20 protein-coding genes are annotated in these 17,806 nt (G+C 60.3%); 11 read left to right on the plus strand and 9 right to left on the minus strand.

Going from position 1 to position 17,806, the window contains the following annotated elements; genetic code table 11:
- The first annotated feature begins 69 nt into the window (after nucleotides 1-69).
- Entirely contained in the window at nucleotides 70-867 is a 798-nt protein-coding gene (locus tag AC1ROI_RS20145) for an acyl-CoA thioesterase (protein WP_010461621.1), read from the plus strand.
- Here the strand turns inward: AC1ROI_RS20145 and AC1ROI_RS20150 are convergent, their stop codons facing one another.
- The 3 genes from AC1ROI_RS20150 to AC1ROI_RS20160 form a co-directional block, all read right to left on the minus strand.
- Nucleotides 868-1,233, minus strand: coding sequence for a terminase (locus AC1ROI_RS20150; RefSeq protein ID WP_010461619.1), 366 nt, complete (start codon nucleotides 1,231-1,233; stop codon nucleotides 868-870).
- A gap of 209 nt (nucleotides 1,234-1,442) precedes the next feature.
- Nucleotides 1,443-2,924: a methyl-accepting chemotaxis protein gene (locus tag AC1ROI_RS20155; protein ID WP_102594028.1), complete on the minus strand. Its 1,482-nt coding sequence runs from the start codon at nucleotides 2,922-2,924 to the stop codon at nucleotides 1,443-1,445.
- A gap of 203 nt (nucleotides 2,925-3,127) precedes the next feature.
- Nucleotides 3,128-3,937 (minus strand): TatD family hydrolase, encoded by an 810-nt coding sequence (locus tag AC1ROI_RS20160; RefSeq protein ID WP_083374710.1) that lies wholly within the window; start codon nucleotides 3,935-3,937, stop codon nucleotides 3,128-3,130.
- A 235-nt stretch (nucleotides 3,938-4,172) separates the two neighbouring features.
- On the opposite strand from AC1ROI_RS20160, the gene AC1ROI_RS20165 reads away from it, so the two are divergent.
- From AC1ROI_RS20165 to AC1ROI_RS20175, 3 genes are all read left to right on the plus strand, one after another.
- Nucleotides 4,173-5,594, plus strand: a complete 1,422-nt coding sequence (locus AC1ROI_RS20165; protein ID WP_077747922.1) for an MltF family protein — start codon at nucleotides 4,173-4,175, stop codon at nucleotides 5,592-5,594.
- Between the two features lie 103 nt (nucleotides 5,595-5,697).
- Entirely contained in the window at nucleotides 5,698-6,132 is a 435-nt protein-coding gene (locus tag AC1ROI_RS20170) for a DoxX family protein (RefSeq protein WP_077747921.1), read from the plus strand.
- Between the two features lie 247 nt (nucleotides 6,133-6,379).
- Nucleotides 6,380-6,688, plus strand: coding sequence for a hypothetical protein (locus AC1ROI_RS20175; protein ID WP_010461613.1), 309 nt, complete (start codon nucleotides 6,380-6,382; stop codon nucleotides 6,686-6,688).
- A gap of 4 nt (nucleotides 6,689-6,692) precedes the next feature.
- Here AC1ROI_RS20175 and greB read toward each other — a convergent pair whose 3' ends face one another.
- Genes greB through AC1ROI_RS20190 form a run of 3 tightly spaced genes read right to left on the minus strand, consistent with a single transcriptional unit; the run spans nucleotide 6,693 to nucleotide 10,412 of the window.
- A complete protein-coding gene (greB, locus tag AC1ROI_RS20180) occupies nucleotides 6,693-7,190 on the minus strand; it encodes a transcription elongation factor GreB (RefSeq protein WP_007943614.1) in 498 nt (165 codons plus the stop codon).
- A gap of 34 nt (nucleotides 7,191-7,224) precedes the next feature.
- Nucleotides 7,225-9,729, minus strand: coding sequence for an ABC transporter permease (locus tag AC1ROI_RS20185; protein ID WP_010461355.1), 2,505 nt, complete (start codon nucleotides 9,727-9,729; stop codon nucleotides 7,225-7,227).
- The gene (locus tag AC1ROI_RS20190; RefSeq protein WP_010461353.1) at nucleotides 9,729-10,412 is read right to left on the minus strand and encodes an ABC transporter ATP-binding protein; all 684 of its coding nucleotides are present in this window, start codon (nucleotides 10,410-10,412) and stop codon (nucleotides 9,729-9,731) included. The genes AC1ROI_RS20185 and AC1ROI_RS20190 overlap by 1 nt, the downstream gene beginning before the upstream one ends.
- A gap of 10 nt (nucleotides 10,413-10,422) precedes the next feature.
- On the opposite strand from AC1ROI_RS20190, the gene AC1ROI_RS20195 reads away from it, so the two are divergent.
- The 3 genes from AC1ROI_RS20195 to AC1ROI_RS20205 all read left to right on the plus strand — a co-directional run bounded on the left by AC1ROI_RS20195 (nucleotide 10,423) and on the right by AC1ROI_RS20205 (nucleotide 12,452).
- Nucleotides 10,423-11,028, plus strand: a complete 606-nt coding sequence (locus tag AC1ROI_RS20195; protein WP_172962140.1) for an arylesterase — start codon at nucleotides 10,423-10,425, stop codon at nucleotides 11,026-11,028.
- A 56-nt stretch (nucleotides 11,029-11,084) separates the two neighbouring features.
- Nucleotides 11,085-11,378, plus strand: a complete 294-nt coding sequence (locus tag AC1ROI_RS20200) for a hypothetical protein (protein WP_003226812.1) — start codon at nucleotides 11,085-11,087, stop codon at nucleotides 11,376-11,378.
- 102 nt (nucleotides 11,379-11,480) lie between these two features.
- A complete protein-coding gene (locus tag AC1ROI_RS20205; RefSeq protein ID WP_010461344.1) occupies nucleotides 11,481-12,452 on the plus strand; it encodes a L,D-transpeptidase family protein in 972 nt (323 codons plus the stop codon).
- Nucleotides 12,453-12,574: 122 nt separating this feature from the next.
- Here the strand turns inward: AC1ROI_RS20205 and oprI are convergent, their stop codons facing one another.
- Nucleotides 12,575-12,826: an outer membrane lipoprotei OprI gene (gene oprI / locus AC1ROI_RS20210; RefSeq protein ID WP_002553018.1), complete on the minus strand. Its 252-nt coding sequence runs from the start codon at nucleotides 12,824-12,826 to the stop codon at nucleotides 12,575-12,577.
- 640 nt (nucleotides 12,827-13,466) lie between these two features.
- Here oprI and AC1ROI_RS20215 point away from each other — a divergent pair.
- The gene (locus AC1ROI_RS20215; RefSeq protein WP_010461341.1) at nucleotides 13,467-13,754 is read left to right on the plus strand and encodes a GNAT family N-acetyltransferase; all 288 of its coding nucleotides are present in this window, start codon (nucleotides 13,467-13,469) and stop codon (nucleotides 13,752-13,754) included.
- A 66-nt stretch (nucleotides 13,755-13,820) separates the two neighbouring features.
- On the opposite strand, the gene AC1ROI_RS20220 is transcribed toward AC1ROI_RS20215, so the two are convergent.
- Both AC1ROI_RS20220 and AC1ROI_RS20225 read right to left on the minus strand, forming a co-directional pair.
- Nucleotides 13,821-14,897, minus strand: a complete 1,077-nt coding sequence (locus AC1ROI_RS20220; protein WP_010461339.1) for a 3-deoxy-7-phosphoheptulonate synthase — start codon at nucleotides 14,895-14,897, stop codon at nucleotides 13,821-13,823.
- Nucleotides 14,898-15,058: 161 nt separating this feature from the next.
- Entirely contained in the window at nucleotides 15,059-15,502 is a 444-nt protein-coding gene (locus AC1ROI_RS20225; protein WP_010461337.1) for a PilZ domain-containing protein, read from the minus strand.
- On the opposite strand from AC1ROI_RS20225, the gene AC1ROI_RS20230 reads away from it, so the two are divergent.
- The 3 genes from AC1ROI_RS20230 to AC1ROI_RS20240 are packed head-to-tail and all read left to right on the plus strand — an operon-like array spanning nucleotide 15,501 to nucleotide 17,771.
- Nucleotides 15,501-15,887, plus strand: a complete 387-nt coding sequence (locus AC1ROI_RS20230; RefSeq protein ID WP_102594030.1) for a thioredoxin family protein — start codon at nucleotides 15,501-15,503, stop codon at nucleotides 15,885-15,887. The two genes, AC1ROI_RS20225 and AC1ROI_RS20230, sit on opposite strands and share 2 nt — an antisense overlap.
- A complete protein-coding gene (locus AC1ROI_RS20235) occupies nucleotides 15,884-16,840 on the plus strand; it encodes a putative 2-dehydropantoate 2-reductase (RefSeq protein WP_042932241.1) in 957 nt (318 codons plus the stop codon). Before AC1ROI_RS20230 ends, AC1ROI_RS20235 begins: the two co-directional genes overlap by 4 nt.
- A 25-nt stretch (nucleotides 16,841-16,865) precedes the next feature.
- Complete coding sequence (locus tag AC1ROI_RS20240; RefSeq protein WP_010461331.1) at nucleotides 16,866-17,771, plus strand: 5'-nucleotidase; 906 nt, start codon at nucleotides 16,866-16,868, stop codon at nucleotides 17,769-17,771.
- The last annotated feature ends 35 nt before the right edge of the window (nucleotides 17,772-17,806 follow it).

Here is a 17,806-nt window from a genome sequence, read left to right on the forward strand (position 1 = left end):
GAATAAGCGCTGTGCCGTCTGCGCTGGCTGGTTAAGATCTCTCCATCTTTTTTCCGCACTGAGGTTTCCATGCGCTTTTCCGATCTGCTCGACGCCGTCCGCAGCCAGCCGCTGGCGCTGTCTATTCCGGCCGGATGGGCTCAGGGGCGTGCCAGTTTCGGTGGCCTGGTGGCCGCGTTGCAATACGAAGCCATGCGCGCAAAAGTCCCGGCGGATCGGCCGGTGCGTTCGCTGGCGATCACCTTTGTCGGGCCAGTCGAACCCGAAGTGCCGGTCAGTTTTGAGGTCGATGTGTTGCGCGAAGGCAAAGCCGTCAGCCAGGTGCTGGGCCGGGCGATGCAAAAGGGGCAAGTGGTGACGTTGATCCAGGGCAGCTTCGGTGCCTCGCGACCTTCCGAAGTGGCGGTCGCGGCCGAGCCGGCACCTGAAATGAAGCACTGGGACGATTGCCAGGAACTGCCTTATATCAAAGGCGTACTACCGGAATTCATGCAGCATCTGGCGATGCGCTGGAGTGTCGGCGGTCTGCCGTTCACCGGCAACAAATCCCGCGATATGGGCGGCTGGGTGCGTTTGCGTGGGGACGTGAAGGAAGAGGCGCTCGGCGAGTCGCATATTCTGGCGCTGGTGGACGCCTGGCCACCGGCCCTGTTGCCACACCTGAGCAAACCCGCGATGGGCAGCACGCTGACCTGGACCATAGAATTCGTCCAGCCGTTGCTCGAGTTGAGTACGCTGGACTGGTGCAAATACCTGGTGGAAATCGAGCATGGCGCTGATGGCTACGGTCACGCGGCCGCGAAACTGTGGAGCGCGGACGGTCAGTTGATCGCCATGAGCCGGCAGACGGTGACGATTTTCGCCTGATCAATGACGACGGTGGCGCTCACGCCAGGCGCGCCACCAGCCGCCGCTGAGGAAAAACCGTGGAAAGGTCAGGAACTGCTCGACCAGCAAGCGCGATAGCGCATCCTTACGATCACTGAACGGCTCGGAGGCTTGCGTCTCCAGGCTGTGGCCGTGGCGCTGCAAGCCTAATGCAGCGATCACGCCAATGACACCGATGGCGAAGTTCACGAAGTTCAGGCCGAACACCCCGGAAACAATCAGCAAAAACGCCACGATGAATAGCGGCACGGCAATCAGGTGCAACACCAGATTGGTCGGGTGCTGGTGATTGCCCGGGTAGGCGCGCCATTGCCAGGCGGGTAGGTTGGGGTGACGTTTGCCCATGATGCTAATCCTCGATCCATGTTGAACACATGATTGAAGAATAGGCTTGGCCACTGCGGGCGGCGAATCAAGGTTGGCTATCGAAGTGATAGCGGCCATGGTCGGGATTGATTGTGACCGGTCTGACGCCTTCGCGGGCAAGCCTCGCTCCTGCAACACCAAAAGCATCGCCAACCCTTGTAGGCGCGAGGCTTGCCCGCGAAGAGGCCTTACAGCTTGAGCTGCCCGATCGCCTTGTTCAACTCCCCAGCCAACGCTGCCAAATCATTACTGGTCGTCGCGGAATCCACCGTTTGCTGCACGGTGTTCTCAGTCACGTCCCGAATACTCACCACCGCCCGGTTCATTTCTTCCGCGACCTGACTCTGCTGCTCGGCCGCCACCGCAATCTGGGTATTGCTTTCGCGCATCTGTGCCACCGCGCTGGTGATTTGTGCCAGCGCGACACCAGCCTCTTGGGCCTGTTGCACGCAGTCGTCAGCCTTGAATGAGCTTTCCTGCATGAAGTCCACCGCGTCCCGAGTCCCGGCCTGCAGCGCGGAGACCATGATCGTGATCTCGTCGGTCGAAGTTTGCACGCGCTTGGCCAGGTTGCGCACTTCATCGGCGACCACCGCAAAGCCACGGCCCATGTCGCCGGCGCGGGCCGCTTCGATCGCCGCATTCAGGGCCAGCAGATTGGTCTGCTCGGCAATGCTGTGAATCACGCCGACCACGCCGTTGATTTTCTGACTGTCCTCGGCCAGGCGCTGGATCATCTCGGCCGTCTGCTGCACGCCGCTGGACAAACCGGCGATGGATTTCTGTACGCGGCTGACCACTTCCTGCCCGCTACCAGCCAAGGTATCGGCGGTTTGCGAGAGGTCGCGGGTCGCGCCGGCATGCTGGGCGATGTGATAGACAGTGGCGGTCATTTCGTTGATCGCCGTGGCGGCCTGATCGGTTTCGCTTTGCTGTCCGAGCATGCCGTGACGCACCTCGTTCATGCTTGAGGCCAGTCGTGCCGCGCCGACATCCAGTTGCCGGGCAGTGCTGGCAACGGTGTTGACTACTCGCTGGTATCCGGCCTGCATCGCGTTGAAGGCATTGGCCATCTGCCCGACCTCGTCCTTGCAGGCGAGTGGCACACGGGCTGACAGGTCGCCGGTTTTCTCGACGTGGAGCATCACATCTTTCAAGGTGTTGAGTTGGCTCAGCAGGAAGCGGATCAATAGCTGCGAAGCGGCCAGCATCGCCAGCATCAGGATGAACACCGCCACCGCGTAATTGGCGAAGCGTTCGCCAAACACCTGGCTCAGGCTCGGGCCATGGGCGATCACCGCGATCTGCTGACCGTCGGGGCGGGAGAACACCTCGGCGCCCATCAACGGGTTGTCGCCGAACAGTGGCATTGAATTGATCTTGACCCAGCCCCTGGCATCGGCCAGTTCCAGCACCGACTGCTCGTTCAGCAACGGCGCCTGCCCGCGACTGTAGGTCAGCAGGTTATCGGCCTTGGGCAGCGGTTGTCCGGCAGGCCAGGCATTGAGCAAGCGAGCCTGCGCCTGAGCCGACACTTGAGAGGCGTGGCTGCGGGCCTGTTGTTCGAGCTGCACGGCGTACAGCACCAGCAAGAGCGTGGTGAAGAAGGCGACCGCATTGACCGCCCAGAATTTGTACTTCAGTGAGATGTTGCTAAGCCAGGCACCCATGGAGGTCTTCTCTGATAGCGGAAACAGCATTGGCAAGGTGCCAGCATTGTGCCGCTATGCAGAGGTTCCGGACTTGATGTGGATCAACGATCAGCCCCCCCCGTAGGAGCGAGCCTGCTCGCGATAGCGCCCTGTCAGTCACATAAATGTTGGATGTGCCGACGCCATCGCGAGCAGGCTCGCTCCTACAGGGGGATTTGTGGTTACCGGGGGATTGATGGCAGGCCGTAGAACGCGCGAGCGCAGGCGGTGGTGTGGGCGGCCAGATCCTCTTCCGCTTCCCCCCGATGCAACGCCACTTCCCGCAGCACTTCAGTCAAATATGCCGGTTCATTGCGACCGTTCTTCGGCTTGGGTCGCAAGCTGCGTGGCAACAGATACGGCGCATCGCTCTCCAGCATCAAGCGCCCGCGCTTGATCTCTTTCACCAACGGATGCAGATGCGTGCCCCGGCGCTCGTCGCAGATCCAGCCGGTGATGCCGATGTGCAAATCCAGATCGAGGTAGCTGAACAGCGCCTTCTTTTCCCCGGTGAAGCAATGCACCACCGCCGCCGGCAGCTGATCGCGGTAATCACGGAGAATTTCCAGCAGTCGCTGACTGGCATCGCGCTCATGAAGGAACACCGGCAATTGCAGCTCGACCGCCATCGCCAGGTGCTCTTCGAGGACTTTTTCCTGCTGGGGACGCGGCGAGAAATCGCGATTGAAATCCAGTCCGCATTCACCCACGGCTACCACGTTGGGTTCCTTGAGCAAACTGCGCAGGCGCTGGTCGCTGTCGGCGTTCCAGTCGCTGGCCGAATGAGGGTGAATGCCTGCGGTGGCGAACAGTCGCTGGGCCGTTTCGTCCAGTTGCCGGCAGAGCTCCAGCGCTTGCTCGCTGCCTTCGACACTGGTGCCGGTCAGGACCAATTGGCAGACCCCCGCGGCATACGCGCGATCGAGTACGGCCTGGTGCTTATCCGCAAAACTGGGGTTGGTCAGGTTGACGCCGATATCGATGAGTTGCATGGTGCTACCTCGGACCAAAGGCCGGAAAGCATATCAGAGCTGTAGATTTATAAGAAAAGCCAAGAACTACAACGAGTTAAGGCTGTCTCTTGATGCCGCGAGACACGCAGGGGTGGCCAGGGTGCCATCACTGTGCCAGTCTTTTGCACTTTGTCAGCGCTCAAGGCGCTCTGTTTCTGTCGTTCGATTTCATGAAAATTCATGAGGTCGGCCCAGTATTCTTTCCGGAGAGTGGATGACACGTCCCTCGATGTTGCTACTGCTGTGCTGTTCGTTGCTGCTGCCGATGCCGGCGGTTGCGCGTCTGGCCGGCCCGCTGCAAGCCGTGCCGGCGGCCAAGGTCCGTGACCTGGCGGAGATTCGCAGCAGTCGTGTGCTGCGGGTGCTGGTCAACCAGAGCCGCAACAGTTCCGGTGAAGTCCAGGGCCAGGCCATCGGCGTCGAATACCACCGCCTGCGCGCCTTCGAGCAATACCTCAACGGTCACGCCCGTGACGGGCAGGAAATAACCCTCAAGATCATTCCCAAAGGCAAGGACCAACTGCTCGGTGCCTTGCAACGCGGGGAGGGCGACCTGGTGGCACCGGGGGAACTGCTCGATTTGCAACCGGGCCATGCGGTCAGCAGCAGTGAACCGATTGCCAGCAACATCCCGTTGGTGCTGGTGGGCATCAAGGGTGAGCGCCGTTACACCCGCGTCGAACAACTCTCGGGTAAGACCCTGGCGCTGCCCACCGGCAGCGCGGCCGGGGATGCGGTCAGTCAGATCAATTCAAAGCTGGCGCTGCACAAACTGGCACCGATGAAAATCGAATGGGTCGACCCCAGTCTGGCGGTCGAAGACGTTCTGGAAATGGTCCAGGGCGGGATCTTTCACCTGACCATCGTCGAGCAGCCGATTGCCGAGCGCTGGGGCAAGATCCTGCCCAAATTACGTCTCGATAAGCAGGTGTCGATCAGCGATCCGGGTGAAGAGTTCTGGTTCGTGCGACGCGACGCTTCGATGCTGCGCGCGAGCATCGATCGCTTCCTGACGACCTACAAGAAGCCGTCGGACCAGGATGCGGCGTTCCTGCGCATCTATCGACGTCTGTATCAAGTGCACTATCCATTGGCCAAGGCTGATCGGCAGCGTCTGGAAAAACTTCGCCCGGTGCTGCAAAAGCACGCAGATGCCCAGGGCATGGACTGGCTGAACCTGGCAGCACTGGCTTTTAAGGAGTCTGCCCTGCAACCCAACGCCCGAAGCGGCAGCGGCCCCACCGGCCTGATGCAGATCACCCCGTCCGCCGCCCAGCGCGTCGGGGTCAACAACATTCAGAACCTCGACGCCAATGTGCAGGCCGGGGCCAAGTACCTGGCGATGATCCGACGCAAGTTCTTCGCAAGCCCCAAACTCAACGAGCGCGAGCGCATGGCGTTTGTGCTGGCGGCTTACAACATGGGGCCGGAACGGGTGCAGGGCATGCGCGCCGAAGCCCGGCGCCGAGGCCTGAATCCCAATCAGTGGTTCTTCCAGGTCGAGCGCATTGCAATGGAGCAGGTGGGAATGGGTGCCGTCAGCTATGTTAATAGCGTGAACAAGTATTACCTGGCGTTCGATCGTGAGAGGGAATCGTTGGAGCCCCAGGGGCAGAAAGTTGCCTCACGGAAATGATCGGCTAAACTGATTGTTATGTCGCAAATAATGCGCTTTTAACATTTGTTTTATCGATTAGTATGGCGGCCAATCAACACACAATCACTATGGATGACACAGCATGAGCACACTGATCAACAAGGTACTGTTTACCCGCGCTGGCTACGGCTTGACCGTTCTGCGAATCTTCGTCGGCATCATCTTTGCTGCTCACGGTGCGCAGAAACTCTTCGGCATGTTCGGTGGCTACGGCATAGCCGGCACCGCGCAGTACATGGAAAGTCTGGGTCTGGCACCGGGTCACCTGATGGCGATCCTGTCCGGTGGTACCGAGTTCTTCGGCGGTCTGGCCCTGATCATAGGTCTGCTGGTACGTCCGGCAGCACTGGGGCTGACCATCCTTTCGCTGGTCGCCATTTTTACCGTGCACATCAGCCACGGCCTGTTCATGACCAACAACGGTTATGAATTCGCCCTGGCCTTGCTCGGCGGCAGCATCGCGGTACTGATCGAGGGTGCCGGCAAACTGTCGGTAGACCGCGCGATCGCTGACTGACCGCTCTGGCTCAACGAAAAGGCCCGCATTGCGCGGGCCTTTTTGTTGCGCGTCATTCTTGACACTGTCCGGTCAGCTTCTCTAGGATGCTGCTCATGCGCCGATTTAAACAGCTACTTGCGGGGCGCCAGGTAACTCATCCAGTTGCCGATAGAAGCTAGTAACAGGCTTCGAAATACCGCTAAAGCGCTGGTTCGGTGTTGCCTCTCACCTGCCATGCAGACTTTTGAGGCAGAGACACGACCCAATGAATGCACTAAGCCCCGTTGTACGCCCCGCGCCGATCACGGCACACCTCACCCAGCGCAACCCAAAAATCCTGCTTGGCGGAAAACATCAGCCGACGCTCCTGCGTTATCTCGATGGCTGGCCACGTCGTACCGGCGGCCCTGCCGCGTTCCTGATTCAGTTTGTCGAAGACGGTGAATCACTGGCGCGATTTGCCAGCGACAGTTTTGATCTGGCGGTGATTCAATCGCCCAGCGTCGAAGAGGCACCAGAGGTGATCAGGCAGCTGACCCGGGTTGCCCGGCAAGGTTTGATCACGCGCCGCTGAAGCTTTAGAGATACTCGATCGCCACGATATACACGCACTGTTCACCGGTGGGTGTCTGGACCCGAACCTCGGCGTCCAGCGCCTTGCCGATCAACGCGCGGGCGAGCGGCGAGTCGATGCTGATCAGGCCCAGTTTCAAGTCCAGCTCATCCGGCCCGACAATACGATAGCGTGACTCTTTGCCGTCTTCATCTTCGATGGTGACCCAGGCGCCGAAGTAGACCTTGTTCGGGTCGCTTGGCTTCTCGCTGACAACCTTCAGTGCTTCGAGACGCTTGGTGAGAAAGCGCACGCGACTGTCGATTTCGCGCAGCATCTTTTTGCCGTAGGTGTACTCGGCATTTTCCGAACGATCGCCCTGTGCCGCTGCCTCGCTGACCGATTGCGTCACCTGAGGCCGACGGACATGCCAGAGCTCATGAAACTCGGCCCGCATTCGCGCTTCACCTTCCGGGGTGATCAGCGCGGTGCCTGCGGGGCGGGGAGGGCGATAACGGCTCATGGCAACTTCTTGTGAGGGGAGAGTCTTGAGTCTATCAACCCTCGCGCAACACTGTCAGGGGGCTGGCGTTCAACGCGCGACGGGTACCGAATACACCGGCGCCGCCGATCAACACTGCGCCAATCAACGGCAACACCAACAGCCACGGATGTGGATGCCACGGCAGGTCGAAGGCGTAGCGATAAAGCACCAGGCTCACCAGTTCTGACCCCAACGCCGCCAACAGGCCACTGACCGCGCCGAGCAAACCGAACTCGATCCGCCGCGCCTTGACCAGCAATTGCCGTTCGGCCCCCAGTGCTCGCAGCAGCGCGCCTTGGCGAATGCGCTCATCGAGGGTCGCCTGCAAGCCCGAGAACAACACCGCCATCCCCGCCGCCAATACAAACAGCAGCACGTATTCCACGGCCAAGGTGACTTGGGCGAGGATGCTGCGCAGCTGCTCCAGCAAGGCTTCGACTTGCAGGATGGTGACCGCCGGGAAGGCCCTGGACAGGTCGACAATCTGCTGGTCGTGACCCGCCGCCAGATAGAAACTGGTCAGGTAGGTCGCCGGCAAATCCTTCAACGTGCCAGGCTGGAAGATCATGAAAAAGTTCGGCTGGAAGTTGTCCCAGTTGATCTCCCGCAGACTGGTGACTTTCGCTTCGCGATTGACCCCGCCGACGGTAAAAACCATGTGATCGCCAAGCTTGAGCTTCAGGCTTTCGGCGACCTTGCCTTCCACCGACACGCCAGGAACGTCATCGGCTGGCTGTTCGCTCCACCAGTTGCCCGCTGTGAGCTTGTTGCCCGCCGGAAGGTCCGCGGCCCAGGTCAGGCTCAGGTCGCGCTGGATAGCCCGGTCACCCGCCGAATCCTTGCTGACGATTTCCTGTACCGGCTCGCCGTTGATGCTGATCAGTCGTCCCGGCACCACCGGGTACAGCGGCGCCGATTGGGCTGACAGCTCGATCAGTCGATCGGTGAAGGCCTGTTTGTCGGCGGGCAGGATGTTCAGGGCGAAATAGTTCGGTGCGTTTTTCGGTAACTGGTTCTGCCAGGTGTCCAGTAACTCACCACGCAGCAAAGCGATCAGCGCCATGGACAACAGGATCAAACCGAAGGCCAAGGCTTGTCCGGCCGCCGCCAGCGGATGACGCAGCAGTTGGCCTAGCCCGAGGCGCCAGGGCAATGAAGCGCGTGCCAGCATCCGACGCAAGCTTTTGAGTAGCAGCAACAGCAACCCGCCGAGTATGACCGCCGCGATCACGCCGCCGCCGAGCAGGGCGAAGGTCAGCACCAGGTCGAGGCTCAGGCGCCACATGATCAGGCCGAGGGCGCCCAGCGCAGCGCCATAGACCATCCAGGTGCTGGAAGGAATCGGCAGCATGTCCCGACGCAGCACCCGCAACGGCGGAACTCGACCGAGTGCAGCCAGTGGCGGCAGGGCAAAACCGGCCAAGGCCACCAGCCCGGTGCCGATCCCGGCGATGGCAGGAAACAGACCGCCCGGAGGTACGTCGGTTGGCAACAAATCATGCAGCAACGCGAACAATCCAAGCTGTGCAAGCCAGCCGAGGAGCGCGCCGCCGAGGCTGGCGAGCAGGCCAAGTACCGTCAGCTGCAAACTGAACAACACCATGGTTTCCCGACGCGACAGACCCAGGCAACGCAGCAAGGCACTGGCGTCGAATCGGCGAGTGGCGAAGCGTGTTGCCGACAGCGCCACCGCCACGCCGGACAGCAGAACCGCCACCAGGCTGGCCATGTTCAGGTAACGCTCGGCCTTGCCCAGCGCGCCGCCGATCTGTCGATTGCCGTCGCGAGCATCCTGGATGCGCTGGTTGGCAGCCAGGCCGGGTTTGATCAGTTGACGGTAGGTTTCCAGTGCCTCGGCTTTACCGCGCCAGAGTTCGCGGTAACTGACCCGGCTGCCGGGTTGCACCACGCCGGTTGCGGCGAGGTCGCTGAGGTTGATCAGCACCCGTGGCGTGAGGCTGTAGAAGTTGCCGGCACGGTCCGGTTCGTAAGTCAGGACGCGGGCCAGTTTCAGAGTGCGCAGACCGACATCGATGCTGTCGCCGATCTTCAGGTCGAGCGCGGTCAGCAGTCGCGCTTCGACCCAGGCTTCGCCGGGTTTGGGGCCGCCACCGGCTTCTTCCGGGGCGAAGGGCGCCGGGGCGCTTTTCAGTTCGCCGCGCAGCGGATAAACGTCGTCGGCGGCCTTGATGCTGGACAGCTGGATGCCGTTGTCGGTGGCGATGACACTGGAGAACTCGACTACTTGAGCGTGTTCGAGTCCCAGTTCCGTGCCACTTTTGATCTGTTCCGGACGCGCGGGAGAACTGCCTTCAAGCAACAGGTCGGCGCCGAGAAATTCGGTGGCGCGCAACATCATGGCGCCGTTCAGGCGGGCACCGAAGTAACCGATGGCGGTACTCGCCGCCACGGCAACCACCAGGGCGAAGAACAACACGCGCAACTCACCGGCGCGGGCGTCGCGCAGGAGTTGGCGGATGGCAAGGCTGAACAGGCGCAACAGCGGCAGGCGTGCCATCAAGGCTCCAGAGGGGCGACCAGCAGGCCGGCTTCAAGGCGGATCAGGCGCCGGCAGCGATGTGCCAGGCGTTCGTCGTGGGTCACCAGCACCAGGGTCGTGCCGCGTTCCTGGTTGAGTTCGAACAGCAAGTCGCTGATGCGCTCGCCGGTGTGGCTGTCGAGGTTACCGGTGGGCTCATCGGCGAACAGCACATCGGGTTCTGCGGCAAACGCACGGGCAATCGCAACGCGCTGCTGCTCGCCGCCGGAGAGCTGGCGGGGTGAGTGGGTCAGACGCTGGCCCAGGCCAACGCGCTGGAGCAATTGAGTGGCACGTTCGCGGGCATCTTTGCGGCCGTCGAGCTCCAGCGGCAGCATGACGTTTTCCAGTGCGTTCAGGCTGTCCAGCAGTTGAAATGACTGAAACACAAAACCCACATGCTCGGCCCGAATGCGCGCCCGCTGGTCTTCATCGAGATTACTCAGGCTCTGGCCGGCGAGGGTGACTTCACCGCTGCTCGGCAGATCGAGGCCGGCGAGCAGGCCCAGGAGAGTGGATTTGCCGGAACCGGAGGCGCCAACGATGGCCAGGCTGTCGCCCTTGTTCAGTTCCAGGCTGAGTTCGTGCAGGATAGTCAGTTCACCTTCCGCGCTGGGAACCACTTTGCTGAGGTTCTTCGCGGTGAGAATGCTTGCGCCCATGGAGAATCCGATGCGTGTGTGGTTTTTGAGTGCTGGCCTGGCCTTGATGTGCATGGCCCAGAACGCAGCGGCGGGTACTGTCCTGATCGTTGGCGATAGTATCAGCGCCGGTTTCGGCCTGGATACCCGCTTGGGGTGGGTGTCGCTGCTTGAGCAACGGCTCAAGCGCGAAGGTTTCGACGATAAGGTGGTCAATGCCTCCATCAGCGGCGACACCAGTGCCGGAGGCCAGGCGCGCCTGCCTGCGCTGCTTGCAGAGCATAAGCCTGAGCTGGTGATCCTCGAATTGGGCGGCAACGATGGCCTGCGCGGAATGCCCCCAGCTAATTTGCAACAAAACCTTGCGTCGATGATCGACAGCTCCAGAGACAGTGGCGCCAAGGTGCTTTTGCTCGGCATGCAGTTGCCACCCAACTACGGAGTTCGTTATACCGAGGCTTTTGCGAAGGTCTACAGCGCACTGGCCGAAGAGAAAAACATCCCGCTGGTACCGTTTTTTCTCGACGGCGTGGGCGGTCATCCGGAGTTGATGCAGGCCGACGGATTGCACCCGGCTGCGGGCGCTCAGGACAAGTTGCTGGAAAATGTCTGGCCGACACTGAAACCGCTGCTTTGACGCTTTTCTAGCGGCGGTGTTTCGGCTAAGGTGGCGCCCCCGATTTGGAGCCCCCGATGCCGCGTCCTGCCTGGTCCCTTTTTGCCTACCAACTGATCGAGCCTGACGAACAGCTGGATCTGTTCGCCTGCCAGGAAGTGCGGGTGCATCTGGTGACCCGACAGCTGGAGCTGGGCGGCTCGGCCGATCGAACCTTGTGCGGCAGTCTGCTGCCCGCGCAACCGCGCTGGTCGAGTGTCGACCGCCGGGTGTTCCAGGACCAGCGGCTGTGTTCGCTTTGCCGGGCCATTCTCGAATCGCAGAAGCGCGGCACCTCGCCGATCTGGCCGGAACTGCGTTTCGAACTTTAGAAACCGATAGATTGCTTGCTATCGGTCAACTCCCCGATTTTCCAGATGCCAGTGTACAATCGCGTTTTTATACCCTTGTCGATCATGCGAAGGATTTTCCGGATGTTGCCGCGTTTTCCTGCCGTCACCCGCTGCCTGTCTCTTGCCGCCCTTTGTGTGGCGGGCCCCGTAGCCGCATTGGAGCTGCCCCTGCCACCGCCCGGTGAAGACATCATCGGTCAGGTACAAGTGATCAAGGCCAAGTACGAAGACACCTTCGCCGACCTCGGCACCACTTACGATCTGGGCTATTCGGAAATGGTCGCGGCCAACCCTGGCGTCGATGCATGGTTGCCGGGCGCTGGCACCGAGATCGTCCTGCCGACGCGTTTCATCCTGCCACCGGGTCCGCGCGAAGGCATCGTCATCAACCTGGCCGAGTACCGCCTCTACTACTTCCCGAAAGGCCGGAACGTGGTGTACACCTTCCCGCTGGGTATCGGCCGTGAAGGCTGGGGCTCGCCGATTGCCCATACCAGCATCATCGCCAAGACGCCGAATCCGACCTGGACCCCTCCAGCGTCGATCAAGGCCGAGCACGCCGCTGACGGCGATCCGCTGCCGAACGTCGTGCCGGCAGGCCCGGACAATCCACTGGGGCCGTTCAAATTCACCTTGGGCACGCCGGGCTACCTGATCCACGGGTCTAACAAGAAGTTCGGCATCGGCATGCGCACCAGCCACGGCTGCTTCCGCATGTTCAACAACAACGTGCTCGAAATGGCGGGCATGGTGCCGGTCGGGACGTCGGTGCGCATCATCAACGACCCTTACAAGTTTGGCGTCAGTGGGGGCAAGGTGTATCTGGAAGCACACACCCCGCTGGACGACAACGGCAACCCGTCGGTGGTCGACAAGCACACCGCGGTGATCAACGCGATGCTCAAGCGCGAGGACATCACCAACAACCTGCGCATGAATTGGGATGTGGTGCGTGACGTGGTTGCCGCTGAAGATGGCTTGCCGGTTGAAATCGCAGTGCCGAACGCTTCTACGTCGATGGTGACGAGTGCGCCGATCGATCCGCTGCAGTAAGGCTTGAAAAGAACCCGCCGACGCAGGCCGCGTCGGCGGGTTTTTTATGGCCGGCAGGAAACACCGGGCAAAAAAAAGCCGACCCAAAAATGGGTCGGCTTGATAACAACCCCGAAGGATTATTACTTGCGGCTAGCTTTGTCCAGCATGCGCAGAGCACGCTCGTTAGCTTCGTCAGCAGTCTGTTGTGCTTTTTGAGCAGCAGCCAGAGCTTCATCAGCTTTACGGTAAGCTTCGTCTGCACGAGCCTGGGAGCGAGCTGCTGCGTCTTCAGTAGCAGTCAGACGTGCTTCGGTTTCTTTCGATACGCTGCTGCAACCGGTAGCCAGAACTGCGGCCAGAGCCAGAGCAGAGAATTTCAGAACGTTGTTCATCGTGTTCCCCTTCAAGGACTTTCTATTAAGTAGCTGTCTCCTCAGAGTGAGGAAATAGCCGGCGTACATACTACCCATTACTTCTAGTAAGTAAACTGACGTGTAGCAAGAAGCAAAAAAAATTGTAGGCGTTGATTCTTTTTCGAGCAACTTTTAACTGCGTTGTTTAAAAAATATCCAGCCAGGAGGCCCGAGATGAGCGAGCCGCCGAAAAAAGTTCCGTGCACTCACCGCTGTTTTTCTCATTCTTGGCTAAAGTCCGTCTATATGGATTCGTCCATACTTTTGTTCGGATTTTGCGCCGTGGCTCTCATAATCTTTATCCATCTTGATGGTGACTTTAAGAGCGCGCGTTCGTCTTAAGTCTCAACATCCGGCAATGTTCAGGCTATCGACCCGCAGATATCTCCGGTCGAGCCGTCCCTGCGTCACCCGGAGCAGCACCCGCCACTGAGCGCGATGACGAGCGTACCTTGAGCATTTCTGCCAATGGTGCCTACTATTTGATACGTGCTCGGTTGCGCGAGATCGGTGCCGCTCTTCTCGGTGTCCATTCAGGCACGAGGTGGCGTAGATGTTCCTTCGCCGGAAAAACATCGGTAAGGTAGGGGTCAGAATTCAAGACCCGCGAGGAGTAGTGATGAGCGAGGCGTTGTCCATCCACCATGACCAGGCTGGTCATCAGTTCGAGACCAGTGTGGACGGTCATCGTGCCTACCTGACCTATATGGATCTGGGGAAACAGACCCTGGATATCTATCGCACCTTTGTGCCCAACGCACTGCGTGGTCGCGGCATTGCGGCAGCCTTGACCGAGAAGGCGTTGGAGTACGCTGAGGAAATGGGTTACACCGTCATTCCATCGTGCTCTTACGTCGAGCGCTACATGGAGCGTCACCAGCGGCATGCCGCCAAGCTGAGCCAGTAACCTTAAAATACGAACACAAAAAAACGCCGGGTTTAGCCCGGCGTTTTTGTGTGCGGCGAAACGTGATCAGGTGCGAGCGCGTTTGGGCAGCACATCCTTGAGCTTGGCGTGCATGCTGCGCAAGGTATTTTCGGTAGCGGACCAATCGATGCAGGCATCAGTGATCGACACGCCGTATTGCAGGTCGGCGAGGTCTTTCGGGATGGCCTGGCAGCCCCAGTTCAGATGACTTTCGACCATCAGGCCGATGATCGACTGGTTGCCTTCGAGGATCTGGTTGGCGACGTTCTCCATCACCAGCGGTTGCAGGGCCGGGTCCTTGTTGGAGTTGGCGTGGCTGCAATCGACCATGATGTTCGGCTTGATCTTCGCCTTGTTCAACGCTTGCTCGCAGAGCGCGACGCTGACCGAATCATAGTTCGGCTTGCCGTTGCCACCGCGCAGGACCACGTGGCCGTAGGCGTTGCCCTTGGTGGTGACGATCGACACGCCACCTTCCTGGTTGATACCCAGGAAGCGGTGAGGGCTGGAAACTGATTGCAGGGCGTTGATAGCGACCGTCAGGCCGCCGTCGGTGCCGTTCTTGAAGCCGACTGCCGAGGACAGGCCGGAGGCCATTTCACGGTGAGTCTGGGATTCGGTGGTGCGCGCGCCGATGGCCGACCAGCTGATCAGGTCCTGCAAATATTGCGGGGAGATCGGGTCGAGGGCTTCAGTTGCGGTCGGCAGGCCCATTTCGGCCAGGTCCAGCAACAATTGACGACCGATGTGCAGACCGTCCTGAATCTTGAACGAGTCGTCCAGGTACGGGTCGTTGATCAAGCCTTTCCAGCCGACGGTGGTGCGTGGCTTCTCGAAATACACGCGCATGACCAGATACAGGGTATCGGACACTTCAGCCGCAAGCGCCTTCAGGCGCTCGGCGTATTCGTGGGCAGCCTTGATGTCGTGGATCGAGCAAGGCCCGATGACAACAAACAGGCGGTGGTCGGTGCCATCAAGAATATTGCGAATGACTTCACGGCCCTTGGTGACAGTGCGCAGGGCAGCGTCGCTCAGAGGGATGTCACGCTTTAGCTGATCGGGAGTGATCAGGGTCTCGTTGGAAGCGACGTTTAGGTCGTTGATCGGTAAATCAGCCATCGTTTACTCGTCAGGTCACGGGTGCCGGCCGCCAGCGAACCCGCGCGGCGGAGCACAGCAAATTAAGCGCGTCGGGGAGCCGAACCTTAGCGCGTTACGCGCCTGCTCGACAATGGGCAGACGCTGGTTTTAGGGGCATTCTCACTAATTGAGAGCGTTGCCTAACCCAGCGCAGGCTGTGCAAATGCCTTGCGAACCGTGTCGTGAGAGAACTCGTCGGCATGCTGCTGGACCCAGTCGAGGGCCAGGGCCTGAATATCCTGCAGGTCATCGTGTGCGTCACGCAGGCGGCAATAACGTTCGATCTGGCAAACCTGCTCGCCCATTCGCGCACTGAACAGCATCTGTTCGTCGACGAAGGCAATGCCCACCAGGTAACCGCGTTTGCGTCGCAGGCACCAGGCCACATAACCCAGATAGCGCAAATCGGGATTCAACGTTGGCATGCGCACTTCCAGCGCCGTACCGTGGCGCCAGGCGCGGTGGTAATTGCAAGCCATGCCGCCGAGGCTGATAGTGTGCAGCCGTTGCCGCGAAATGCACTCATGCTTGAGCAACGTTAACTCGACGGGCACATCGTCAGGGTGAGGTAAAAAACGTCCCATGAACACAAACTCCCTGTGTCGGCCATTTGACATTGTTCCCCCCAGTATAGTGGTCGAATTGCAACTGACTGATTTCGACGCCGACCAGCGGCTGCTGGCGATGAGCGGTGTGTCGCTGGTGATTTTCACCAGTGTCGGCTGCGCCAGTTGCCGTTTTGCCCGCGAGCAATTGCCAGGACTCGATCTGGCGATCGACCGGCTGTGCTGGATCGATGCCGGAGACAATGGCGGGCTGGTCGAGCGTTATCAGGTTTTTCATTTGCCGGCGCTGTTTGTAGTGCGCGACGGCGAGTTTTTCGGGGCAGTACAGTCGCGCCTGACCAGCACCGGGCTCAATGAAGCCGTGCGCCAGGCGCTCAGTCGACATGCAGAGGAGTTGCCATGATGGGGGCAGTTGCCAAACCGACAATCGGGATTATCGGAACCGGCGCGATCGGCGGGTTCTACGGGGTGATGCTGGCGCGTGCCGGGTTCGATGTGCACTTCTTGTTGCGCAGCGAGTTTGCAGCGGTCGCCGAACGCGGGCTGCACGTTGACAGTGCGGTGCATGGCGCATTGACGCTGAACCCGGTCCAGGCCTATTCGTCTGCTGAGGACATGCCCGCTTGTGACTGGTTGCTGGTCGGCGCAAAAACCACCAGCAACGCGGACCTCGCGCCCGCCATCATCCAGGCCGCCGCGCCGAATGCCAACGTCCTGCTGTTGCAAAATGGCCTGGACGTCGAAGACAGCTTGCGTGAGTTACTTCCCGATTCCCTGCACCTGCTCGGCGGGCTGTGTTTTATCTGCGTCCATCGCGAAGGGCCTGGCGTCGTAACCCATCAAGCGCTCGGCGCGGTGAACGTTGGCTACCACAGCGGTCCCGCAGCCGATGAGCAGGCGCGAATGACGATTGTCGAAGAGGGCGCCGGACTGTTCCGCGCGGCCGGCATCGACTCTCAGGCCATGCCGAATCTGCACCAGGCACGCTGGCAAAAGCTGGTCTGGAATATCCCTTACAACGGCCTGTCGGTTCTGCTTGGGGCCAGCACCACGCCGTTGATGGCCGATGTCGACAGCCGGGAACTGATCCAGGCGCTGATGGCCGAAGTGGTTCAGGGGGCAATCGCTTGCGGTCACGACATACCGGCCGGGTATGCCGAGCATTTGTTCAAGGTGACCGAGAAAATGCCCGACTATTGGCCAAGCATGTACCACGATTTTCTGCACAAACGACCGCTGGAATTGCAGGCAATTTACGCGCGACCTCTGGCGGCGGCCAAGGCGGCGGGTTGCGAATTACCGCGAATCGAGGCCTTGTATCGCGGCTTGAGTTTTATCGATCGACGCAACACGTAAGTCGATCAACCTGAGGGGGAAGGGCATGGCAAAGACTATCGACGACAAACTGGTGCTGGCGATCTCGTCGCGAGCGCTATTCGACCTGGACGAAAGCCACAAGGTTTATGAGTCGAGCGGCGTCGAAGCCTACCGGCAATATCAGATCGAGCACGAAGACGAAATCCTCGCGCCCGGGGATGCGTTTCCGTTGGTGGAGAAACTGCTCAATCTGAACGCCAGCCTCGGTCGGGCCCGGGTCGAGGTGATCCTGGTGTCGCGCAACAGCGCCGACACCGGCCTGCGCGTATTCAACTCGATTAATCATTATGGCCTGGCGATTTCCCGCGCGGCGTTCGTTGGCGGGCGCAGTCCTTATCCGTACCTCAAGGCCTTTGGCTGCGACCTGTTTCTCTCCACCCACGCCGAAGACGTGCGCAGCGCGCTGGATGCCGGATTTGCTGCAGCAACCATTCTGTCGGGCGGTGCCAGCCGTGCAGCCAGCGATGAATTGCGCATCGCCTTTGACGGTGATGCCGTACTGTTTTCAGACGAGTCCGAGCGGATCTATCAGTCTGGCGGCCTGGAAGCGTTCCAGGCCAGCGAACGCGAATCGGCCCGCGAGCCTTTGCGCGGAGGTCCGTTCAAAGGCTTCCTCGCCGCCCTCAATCTGTTGCAACGCGAGTTTCCCGATGACGCCTGTCCGATCCGCACCGCCCTGGTGACGGCGCGGTCGGCGCCAGCCCATGAGCGGGTGATTCGTACCTTGCGCGAGTGGGACATTCGTCTGGACGAGTCGCTGTTTCTTGGTGGGCTGACCAAGTCGGCGTTTCTCGAAGCGTTCGCCGCCGATGTGTTTTTCGACGACCAGGCCGGCCATTGTGAACTGGCCCGCGAAGTGGTCGCCACCGGCCACGTGCCCCACGGCATCAGCAACGAGCAAAAAGTTTAAGCCCTCCGTTCAACACGTTACGCCGCACGTCGCAC

This window comes from Pseudomonas sp. GW823-FHT02C02 (assembly GCF_058797635.1).

Coding starts and splice junctions, on each gene's coding strand:
- AC1ROI_RS20145 (WP_010461621.1), top strand. CDS start 70: ATGCGCTTTTCCGATCTGCTCGACGCCGTCCGCAGCCAGCCGCTGGCG.
- AC1ROI_RS20150 (WP_010461619.1), bottom strand. CDS start 1,233: ATGGGCAAACGTCACCCCAACCTACCCGCCTGGCAATGGCGCGCCTAC.
- AC1ROI_RS20155 (WP_102594028.1), bottom strand. CDS start 2,924: ATGGGTGCCTGGCTTAGCAACATCTCACTGAAGTACAAATTCTGGGCG.
- AC1ROI_RS20160 (WP_083374710.1), bottom strand. CDS start 3,937: ATGCAACTCATCGATATCGGCGTCAACCTGACCAACCCCAGTTTTGCG.
- AC1ROI_RS20165 (WP_077747922.1), top strand. CDS start 4,173: ATGACACGTCCCTCGATGTTGCTACTGCTGTGCTGTTCGTTGCTGCTG.
- AC1ROI_RS20170 (WP_077747921.1), top strand. CDS start 5,698: ATGAGCACACTGATCAACAAGGTACTGTTTACCCGCGCTGGCTACGGC.
- AC1ROI_RS20175 (WP_010461613.1), top strand. CDS start 6,380: ATGAATGCACTAAGCCCCGTTGTACGCCCCGCGCCGATCACGGCACAC.
- greB (WP_007943614.1), bottom strand. CDS start 7,190: ATGAGCCGTTATCGCCCTCCCCGCCCCGCAGGCACCGCGCTGATCACC.
- AC1ROI_RS20185 (WP_010461355.1), bottom strand. CDS start 9,729: ATGGCACGCCTGCCGCTGTTGCGCCTGTTCAGCCTTGCCATCCGCCAA.
- AC1ROI_RS20190 (WP_010461353.1), bottom strand. CDS start 10,412: ATGGGCGCAAGCATTCTCACCGCGAAGAACCTCAGCAAAGTGGTTCCC.
- AC1ROI_RS20195 (WP_172962140.1), top strand. CDS start 10,423: ATGCGTGTGTGGTTTTTGAGTGCTGGCCTGGCCTTGATGTGCATGGCC.
- AC1ROI_RS20200 (WP_003226812.1), top strand. CDS start 11,085: ATGCCGCGTCCTGCCTGGTCCCTTTTTGCCTACCAACTGATCGAGCCT.
- AC1ROI_RS20205 (WP_010461344.1), top strand. CDS start 11,481: ATGTTGCCGCGTTTTCCTGCCGTCACCCGCTGCCTGTCTCTTGCCGCC.
- oprI (WP_002553018.1), bottom strand. CDS start 12,826: ATGAACAACGTTCTGAAATTCTCTGCTCTGGCTCTGGCCGCAGTTCTG.
- AC1ROI_RS20215 (WP_010461341.1), top strand. CDS start 13,467: ATGAGCGAGGCGTTGTCCATCCACCATGACCAGGCTGGTCATCAGTTC.
- AC1ROI_RS20220 (WP_010461339.1), bottom strand. CDS start 14,897: ATGGCTGATTTACCGATCAACGACCTAAACGTCGCTTCCAACGAGACC.
- AC1ROI_RS20230 (WP_102594030.1), top strand. CDS start 15,501: ATGAACACAAACTCCCTGTGTCGGCCATTTGACATTGTTCCCCCCAGT.
- AC1ROI_RS20225 (WP_010461337.1), bottom strand. CDS start 15,502: ATGGGACGTTTTTTACCTCACCCTGACGATGTGCCCGTCGAGTTAACG.
- AC1ROI_RS20235 (WP_042932241.1), top strand. CDS start 15,884: ATGATGGGGGCAGTTGCCAAACCGACAATCGGGATTATCGGAACCGGC.
- AC1ROI_RS20240 (WP_010461331.1), top strand. CDS start 16,866: ATGGCAAAGACTATCGACGACAAACTGGTGCTGGCGATCTCGTCGCGA.